At 72.7% G+C, this 8049-nt stretch carries 10 protein-coding genes; 5 read left to right on the forward strand and 5 right to left on the reverse strand.

The features are described from left to right. Window positions 1-16 precede the first annotated feature (16 nt). A complete protein-coding gene (locus ACFXDJ_RS18620; RefSeq protein WP_384651874.1) occupies window positions 17-604 on the forward strand; it encodes a TetR/AcrR family transcriptional regulator in 588 nt (195 codons plus the stop codon). Between the two features lie 26 nt (window positions 605-630). After that, complete coding sequence (locus ACFXDJ_RS18625) at window positions 631-1356, forward strand: carbon-nitrogen hydrolase family protein (RefSeq protein ID WP_384651876.1); 726 nt, start codon at window positions 631-633, stop codon at window positions 1354-1356. A gap of 33 nt (window positions 1357-1389) precedes the next feature. On the opposite strand, the gene ACFXDJ_RS18630 is transcribed toward ACFXDJ_RS18625, so the two are convergent. The 3 genes from ACFXDJ_RS18630 to ACFXDJ_RS18640 form a co-directional block, all read right to left on the reverse strand. Then, a complete protein-coding gene (locus ACFXDJ_RS18630; RefSeq protein WP_384651878.1) occupies window positions 1390-2205 on the reverse strand; it encodes an EI24 domain-containing protein in 816 nt (271 codons plus the stop codon). A gap of 106 nt (window positions 2206-2311) precedes the next feature. Beyond that, complete coding sequence (locus ACFXDJ_RS18635) at window positions 2312-2734, reverse strand: organic hydroperoxide resistance protein (protein ID WP_384651879.1); 423 nt, start codon at window positions 2732-2734, stop codon at window positions 2312-2314. A 65-nt stretch (window positions 2735-2799) separates the two neighbouring features. Continuing rightward, window positions 2800-3822, reverse strand: a complete 1023-nt coding sequence (locus ACFXDJ_RS18640; RefSeq protein ID WP_384651881.1) for an NADP-dependent oxidoreductase — start codon at window positions 3820-3822, stop codon at window positions 2800-2802. Between the two features lie 96 nt (window positions 3823-3918). On the opposite strand from ACFXDJ_RS18640, the gene ACFXDJ_RS18645 reads away from it, so the two are divergent. After that, entirely contained in the window at window positions 3919-4341 is a 423-nt protein-coding gene (locus ACFXDJ_RS18645) for a MarR family winged helix-turn-helix transcriptional regulator (protein WP_371615736.1), read from the forward strand. A 30-nt stretch (window positions 4342-4371) separates the two neighbouring features. Here ACFXDJ_RS18645 and ACFXDJ_RS18650 read toward each other — a convergent pair whose 3' ends face one another. Next, the gene (locus tag ACFXDJ_RS18650; RefSeq protein ID WP_384849646.1) at window positions 4372-5112 is read right to left on the reverse strand and encodes a hypothetical protein; all 741 of its coding nucleotides are present in this window, start codon (window positions 5110-5112) and stop codon (window positions 4372-4374) included. 78 nt (window positions 5113-5190) lie between these two features. On the opposite strand from ACFXDJ_RS18650, the gene ACFXDJ_RS18655 reads away from it, so the two are divergent. Then, window positions 5191-5781 (forward strand): hypothetical protein, encoded by a 591-nt coding sequence (locus ACFXDJ_RS18655; RefSeq protein ID WP_384849649.1) that lies wholly within the window; start codon window positions 5191-5193, stop codon window positions 5779-5781. A 7-nt stretch (window positions 5782-5788) separates the two neighbouring features. Here ACFXDJ_RS18655 and ACFXDJ_RS18660 read toward each other — a convergent pair whose 3' ends face one another. After that, a complete protein-coding gene (locus ACFXDJ_RS18660; RefSeq protein ID WP_384662241.1) occupies window positions 5789-6481 on the reverse strand; it encodes an esterase/lipase family protein in 693 nt (230 codons plus the stop codon). 242 nt (window positions 6482-6723) lie between these two features. Here ACFXDJ_RS18660 and ACFXDJ_RS18665 point away from each other — a divergent pair, with 242 nt between their 5' ends. Next, a complete protein-coding gene (locus ACFXDJ_RS18665) occupies window positions 6724-7761 on the forward strand; it encodes a rod shape-determining protein (protein WP_371615740.1) in 1038 nt (345 codons plus the stop codon). Window positions 7762-8049 lie beyond the last annotated feature (288 nt).

The following is an 8049-nucleotide window of genomic DNA, read 5'->3' on the forward strand; positions in this document are numbered from 1 at the left end:
AAGGGGTGCCGGGGCGATGGCCAGGGCGAGAAGTGAGGAACGGCGTGCGGAGATCGTCCGCGCGGCCGTCGAGGTCATCGCGGAGCGCGGCTACCGGGGCGCCACCCTGGGCACGGTCGCCGAACGCGTGGGCCTGACCCAGCAGGGGCTGCTGCACTACTTCCCGACCAAGGAGGCCCTGCTCGTCGCCGTCCTGGAGGAGCGCGACCGCTGGGACACCGGCGGCGGCAGCCGTGCGTCGGCAGGCACCTGGCGCCTGGACCTGCTCGCCTCGCTGGTGGACTACAACGCCATGCGCCCGGGCATCGTGCAGACCTTCTCCGCACTGCTCGGCGAGAGCGTCACCGACGGGCATCCGGCGCGGGAGTTCTTCACCGAGCGGTACGCGCAGGTCCGCGCGGAGATGGCGGCGGTCCTGCGCGCCGAGTACGGGGAACGCCTCCCCTCGGGCCTCACCCCCGAACAGGTGGCCCCGCTGCTGACGGCCGTGATGGACGGCCTCCAGTACCAGTGGCTGCTGGCCCCGGAATCCGTGGACATGCCGGGCGCCTTCCGCGCCTTCCTGACCCTCCTCCAGGGGCCCCCGGCCGACCCCGCAGCCTGACCCGGCGGCCGCCTATCCTGGGCCGGATGAAGATCGCCGCCGCGCAGCTGACCTGCGCTCCCGCCGACGTGTCCGCCAACGCCGCGCAGGCGGCCGCCCTCGCCGTCCGGGCCCGCGAGGAGGGTGCGGAGCTGGTCGTGTTCCCCGAGTTCACGCTGACCGGCTACGAGCTGGCCTCGCTCGCCGCCGACCCCGGTCTGTGGCTGACCGGGCCCGAGGACCCCCGGCTGGACCCCGTCCGCGCCGCCGGGATCGCCACCGCCGTCAACGTCGCGCTGCGCGTGGACGGCCCCCGGCCCGTCATCGCGACCCTGGTCCACGACGCGCGGGGCGCGCACGTGACCACGTACGCCAAGCAGCACCTCTACCGGCACGAGCAGGACCTCTTCGCCGCGGGCTCGCTCCCCGGCCGCTTCGAACTCGGCGGGATCGGATTCTCCCTGGGCATCTGCTACGACAACCACTTCGCGGAAGTTCCCGGCGCGGGCGCGGCCGCCGGCTGCCTGGTCCACCTGGCGAGCTCGCTCTACGGGACGGGCGACGGCATCGCCGAGCGGGCCACGGTCCACCCCGGGATCGCCCGCGACCACGGCATGTACGTGGCCCTCGCCAACCACGTCGGCCCGTCCGGCCCCTGGACCGGCTGCGGCGGCGCAGCCATATGGGCCCCGGGCGGCACCCTCCTGACCGAGGCCGACGACCGTACGCCGTCGGTCGCCGTGGCGGAGATCCCGGCGCGGGCCGGGGCCTGATGACGGGTCCGGGGGGGGCCGGGCGACGACGGCCTAGTGCTGTGACCGGGCGGGTTCGCCGAGGGCTTCGGTCGCGGCCTCGTCCTCGGCCTGGGCCGGCTCCGGGTCCTCGGCCGGGGTGACCAGGTCCCGGGCCATCAGGGTGGCTCCGGCCACCGCGCCGGGCATCAGGAACACGGCGACGAGGGGGACCAGGAACGCCAGCACCAGCGGCACCCCGAAGCCGAGCGCCAGCATGCGCCGCGAGCGCAGCAGTTCCAGCTGGCCGGGGAGCTCCACCCGGCGGCGCATCAGGGCGACGGAGGTGAGCTCCTGGGTCAGGAAGAAGCCCGAGACGCAGAAGCCGATGGCCGGGATCACGGTCTGCCCGATGACCGGGATGAAACCGAGGCCGAAGAGCAGGATCCCGTAGAGCAGGACCCTGCCGAGGATCCGCAGGCTGTCCCGGGCGGAGATCCACAGCTCCTGCCAGAGCGTGAGCCCCGGCTCGGGGACCTCGCCGCCCTCGCTGCGGTCGACCTGCTCCGAGAGGGACTCGTAGAACGGCTGGCCCACGAGCAGGGTCACGGCGGTGAAGGTGATCACCGCGAGGAAGAGGCCGAGGGAGAAGAGCAGGGCGGTCAGGAAGCCGCGGAAGAGCCCGAGCCACGGCGAGGACCAGCCGTCGGCGAAGGGGGTCGCCCAGGCGGTCAGGTCGTCGGCGCCGTAGCCGAGGCCGATGAGGGCCCCGGCGTAGAGCACCAGGGAGACGAGCCCCGGCAGCAGTCCGAAGCCCAGCCACCGGCCGTGCCGGAACACCCATCGCTGTCCGGCCAGCAGATAGCCGAATCCCCCCGCAAGATCACGCATGGGGCCAGTTTAGGACCGGCGCCGCGCACGGCGAAGACCGGACGGCGAAGGCCGCACCCCGGTGCCAGGGTGCGGCCTTCGAACCACGAGTTGCGAGATCCGAGGATCAGACCGCGAGCTCGACCGTGATGTTGCCACGGGTCGCCTTGGAGTACGGGCAGACCTGGTGGGCCTTCTCGATGAGGTCCTTGGCGGTGGCGGCGTCCACATTCGGGATGACGGCCGAGATCTTGACGATGATGCCGAAGCCCTCGTCGTTCTTGCCGATGCCGACCTCGGCGGTGACGGTGGAGCCGGAGATGTCGGCGTTCTCGTTGCGGGCGACGACGCCGAGCGCACCCTGGAAGCAGGCGCTGTAACCGGCGGCGAAGAGCTGCTCCGGGTTGGTGCCGGCGCCGCTGCCGCCCATCTCCTTCGGCGGGTTCACGACGACGTCGAGCTGACCGTCGTTGGTGGCGACGCGACCGTCACGGCCGTTCTCGGCGGTGGCGACGGCGGTGTAGAGAACGTCGGACTGCTGGATGGACATGTAAGAAGATCCTCCTGGTAATCGTCGTGACTCGCGCCCACGCGTCACGACGGTGTGGAGTGAGCCTAACGGGTGAAGGAAACGATCATCTTTCCGGTGTTCTCCCCGCGCAGCATTCCGAGGAAGGCCTCGGTGGCGTTCTCCACGCCCTCGACCACCGTTTCGTCGGCGACGAGCTGCCCGGAGCGCAGCCAGCCGGCCACGTCCTGGACGAACTGCGGCTGCAGACCGGCGTGGTCGCCGACCAGTACGCCCTGGAGGCGCAGGCGCTTGCCGATGACGTTCATGAGGTTGCGCGGACCGGGCGCGGCCTCGGTGTCGTTGTAGTGGGCGATGGCCCCGCACAGGGTGGCCCGGCCGAACACGTTGAGGGCGGAGATGGCCGCTTCCAGGTGGTCGCCGCCGACGTTGTCGAAGTAGACGTCGATGCCCTCGGGGGCGGCCTGCGGCAGTTGCTCGGCGACGGGGGCGTTCTTGTAGTTGAAGGCGGCGTCGAAGCCGTACTTCTCCGTGAGGAGCGTCACCTTCTCGTCGGATCCGGCGGAGCCGATGACGCGGGAGGCGCCCTTGATCTTCGCGAACTGGCCCACGAGGCTGCCGACCGCACCGGCGGCGCCGGAGACGAAGACGGCGTCACCCTCCTTGAAGGAGGCGACCTCGAAGAGTCCGGCGTAGGCGGTCAGGCCGGGCATGCCGAGCACGCCGAGGTAGGCGGAGAGCGGGGCGAGCGAGGCGTCGACCTTGGTGGCGTGCGCGGCGTCCAGCTCCGCGTACTCGCGCCAGCCCAGCGGGTGCAGGACGTGGTCGCCCACGGCGAAGCCCTCGGCGGCGGAGGCGACGACCTCGCCGACCGCACCGCCCTGCATGGGCTGGTCGAGCTGGAAGGGCGGGACGTAGGACTTCGTGTCGTTCATACGGCCGCGCATGTACGGGTCCACGGACATGTGGAGGTTGCGCACCAGAATCCGGCCGGCGGCGGGCTCGGCGTTCACCGGGGCCTCGCGCAGGGCGAAGTCCTCGGCGACGGGCCAGCCCTGCGGGCGGCGGACGAGGTGCCACTCACGGCTGACGGCGGGGATCTCGGACATGCGTCGCTCCTGGAAGAGTGATGAAATGCTTCACAACGTGAAACAACCATGCGCCTGGATATTTCATGTTGTCAAGTAAATGGGTACGCTGGATCCATGCCCAGTCGTCGCGTAGACCCCCTGACCGTTGAGGTCGTCGAGCTCATCGGCACCGTCGTGGCCCGCTACCACGAGGAATACGAGCACGCGGCCGCCAGCCACCAGCTCACCGGGGCCCAGGCCCGCGTCCTCAATCTGCTCTCGCTGGAGCCGATGGCGATGCGCAAGATCGCGCAGAAGCTGAAGTGCGAGCCGTCCAACATCACCGGCATCGTGGACCGCCTGGAGACCCGGGGCCTCGTGGAGCGCCGCCCGGACCCGGCCGACCGCCGGGTGAAGCTGGCCGCGCCCACCGACGAGGGCCTGCAGACCGCCGACCGGCTGCGCGAATCGCTGGACTTCGCCCGCGAACCGCTGGCCGGGCTCTCCACGGAGGAGCGGACGGTCCTGCGGGACCTGCTCAGGCGCATGCTGGGCTGAGCCGGCAAACCCAGACGCGCAGCCCGGAACTCAGACGCAGAAGAACAGCCAGCACGACGGGGTCTTCGACGGCTTCGGCTTGGGCCCGTGCGTCGGGTCGGCGGACGCCGACGGCTGCGCGGTCCCGGAACCGCTCGGCGCGGGCGTCCCCGATGACGTGGGCGGTACGCCTCCCCCTGCCCCCGAGGCGCCCGGCGTCGGCCCCGGCGCCCCCGAGGCGGAGCCCGACGGCACGACCCCGGGGCTGCCGCTCCCCCCGGTGGCACGGCCGGTCCCGGCCGCCTTCGCACCCCCGGCGGAGGCCGTCGCGGCAGCAGGGCCCTTCCCCGACGGCAGTCGCGAGGGAGCGGGGGGCGTCAGGCTCGGCAGCGGCGCCGGCTGCTGCGGTCCGGAATCGTCGGTCAGTACCACCTCGGACGCCCGGTCGGAACGCTCCCCGTCGGCCGCCATCCGGGCCATCGCCACCGAAGCACCGGTCGCGAGCACCAGCCCGAGTCCGACCGTCAGCACGGTCCGGCGGCGCCGACGGTGCCCGGCGCGGCGGCGCGCACCGGCCCGGCCCCGCGCGGGGCCGGACAGCACCACGAGGGAATCGGCGTACACATCGGCGAGCGCGGTGGGTGTGGCGGGCGCGGCGGGCGGCGGCTCCGCGGCGGGAGCGGTCATCGCCCCGGCGGGCGCGGCGGGCATCAGGTACTCGGCCGGGGTCCCGCACCCGGCGCACGCGAGCGCGCCGTTGAGGTGCCTCCGGCAGGCAGGGCAGTAGTTCATGGCGCCCGCAGGCTATGCGTTCAGGGGCAACATCCGGATCGCGGGAACGTAAGGATCCTGTGTGGAATCGTTTCCTCCATGACCGCGAACCCAAGCCCGGCCGCCCGGGAAGCCTTCGGCCCCGCCGCCTTCCAGCTGGTGCTGCTGCGCCGGATGGCCGACTTCCAGCCCGGTCTGGCCGAAGAGGCCCGCCACCGGCTCGGCGCCTCGCTCGCGCAGCAACGGGAGGCCAACAAGCGCTGGCAGGCCACGGTCCGGTCGCCCCGCTCCCGGGGCGCCCTGGCCCGCTACCGCTCGGTGCTCGGCCCGCCGGAGTCCACCGGGTCCCGCACGATCGGCGATCTGACCTGCGAGGCCCTGCTGTGGCCGGTCCCGCTCTGGCCCGGCCTGCGCTTCGAGGTGCTCGCCGCGCCGGACGGGGCCGTCTGGAACGAGTGGCTGGTCCGGGCTCCGGGGGCGCGAAGCCCCGTACTGGAGTCGCCGGAGGATCTGCTGCCCTGGTCGGCGACGGTGGACGAGGTGGCGCGCGCCTTCGCGCCGGTGCGTCCGATGGAGGGGACCGCGCCGACGCGGTGGCGGCTCGCGTTCACCGCGTCGGGGCGGGCGTGCGTCGCGGAGTTCACGTACGGCCTGCTCCAGGAGGTCTCCGTACGGGCGGACACCGCCTGACGGGGCGCTAGGAGCGCAGGAAGGCCCGTACCCCCGCCGAGGTGGCGCCGTCGCCGAGCAGGTCGTTGTGCTTGAGGCAGCCGACGGGGGTGTTCGCGGCCCCGGCGAGCGGGACGCTGGAGTCGGGGTTGATGACCTCGTCGCAGTTCGACCAGAAGGTCGCGTACTTCACGGCGCCGGGGGTCTCGTCGCCGGCGTTGAGGTTCTTCACCACGTAGGAGCCGGGGGTCATGTCACGGCAGGCCTGATCCCACAGGGCGCAGGCCCAGGCGGTGGAGGTGCCGTGGTTGGGGCCGGCCAGGGAGACCCAGTGGTCCACGAAGGGGCCGCCGCCGCCGAACTTCACGTACCAGCGGGTGACCAGCGAGCCGAAGGAGTGGGCGACCAGGTCCACGCGGGCGGCGCCGGTCTGGCGGCGGACTTCCGCGACATAGGCGGCGAGGCGGCCGGAGAGGACCTCGTTGACGGACTGGTGGGTGTCGTAGCCGAAGGAGAAGAGCTCGGAGTCGGCGTACCCGTCGGCGCGCAGGTCCTCGCGCAGGGAACCCCAGACCCCGGGGTCGGCGTTGTAGCCGTGCACGAAGACCACCGGGACGTGTCCGGAAGCGGCGGCGGCCGCCCGGGCCGGGAGAACCGGCGCCGCGAGCAGCGCCAGGCAGAGCGTCAGGAGCGCGAGCAGTCTCTGGCGGGCCGTCAGCATGGAGTCTCCTTTACCTTGTTACGCGCCAGTAGCGCGTTCGGTGCGGGCATGGTCGCGCCTGTCGGGACAGAAATCCACACGCGTGCAGCACCCACCGGCGCCTCTCGTACCCCTCCCGTATCCGACGACACCCCCCGCCCGGAGCATCAAATCGCGCAATATGCCTAATTCACCCGAGAAGATACGAAGTGTGACCGGCACCCGCCGGTCTTCTTGCGTCAGCGCTCTCGGGAGGATCTGCCGTGACCGTCAGTCTTGAGCAGTTGCGCCGCTGCCACGTCGCCGTCGACCTCGGAGCGGCCCGGACCCGCGTGTACGTCAAGGGCGCCGGGCTGGTCGTGGACGAGCCTAGCGTCGCCGCGGTGAACACGCGGACCGGCGCCCTCATCGCCGTCGGCACCTTCGCCGAACGGATGACCGGCCGCACACCCGACTACATCCGCGTCGTACGCCCCGTCTCCGGCGGCACCGTCGTGGACATCGAGATGGCCCAGCGCATGCTGCGCCACCTCCTCGGGGAGAAGCTGCGCCGCGCCCTGCGCCGCAAGCCGCGGCTGCGGGCCGCCGCCTGCACCCCGCACGACGCCGACCCGCTCGCCCAGCGGGCCACCGTGGAAACCCTCGTCGGGCTCGGCGCCCGCCGCGTCGAACTGGTCGACACCCTGATCGCGGCGGCCGTCGGCTGCGGCCTGCCGGTGGAGCAGCCGACCGCGACGATGATCATGGTGTGCGGGGCCGCGGCCACCCAGGTCGCCGTCCTCTCCCTCGGTTCCATCGTCACCGCCGTACGGATCCCGGTCGGCGGCGAGGCCATCGACCACGCCGTGGTCCAGCACCTGCGCCACGCGCACGAACTGATGCTGCCCAGCCAGGCCGTCCGCCCGCTCCAGCTGGCCCTGCACGGCAACGGCATCACCGCCGAGGGCCCGGCCTCCACCCTGATCCACGGCCGCGACGTGTCCACCGGACTGGCCCGCTCCGTCCATGTGGACACCGCGGCCGTCCGGGACGCCATCTACACCCCGCTGACCGCCGTCCTCGACGGCATCGGCAAGGTGCTGCGCGACTGCCCGCCGGACCTGGTGGCGGACCTGACGGACCGAGGGATCATGATGGTGGGTGGCAGCGCCCTGCTGCCGGGCCTGGACCAGATGCTCCGCGACGCGACCGGGATGCCCGTGGCCATCGCGGAACGGCCCGACATCTGCGCGGTACTGGGCCTCGGCATGATGCTCGAAGGGAAGATCGCCCCCATGGTTCTGAACCCGCTGGCCGAATGACGCACGCCGAACCGCTCCCCCCGGACGACGGCGACCGGCACCCCGCCAGCCTGCCCGTCCTCCTGGACGCGGTCCTCAGCGTCGGCTCCGAACTCGAACTGCGGACCACCCTCCAGCACATCGTGGACTCGGCGACCGAGCTGTGCGCGGCCCGTTACGGTGCGGGGGGGGGGGGGGGGGCCCCCCCCCCCCCCACACCCCACCCCCCACAGTAACGCCCCGCGCGGAGAGAGGCCGCGAGGCGCCCGCTCGCGCCCCCCCCCCCCCCGCCCCCCCCGCGCCGCGCCG

Source organism: Streptomyces sp. NPDC059443, assembly GCF_042750105.1.
Taxonomy (GTDB): domain Bacteria; phylum Actinomycetota; class Actinomycetes; order Streptomycetales; family Streptomycetaceae; genus Streptomyces.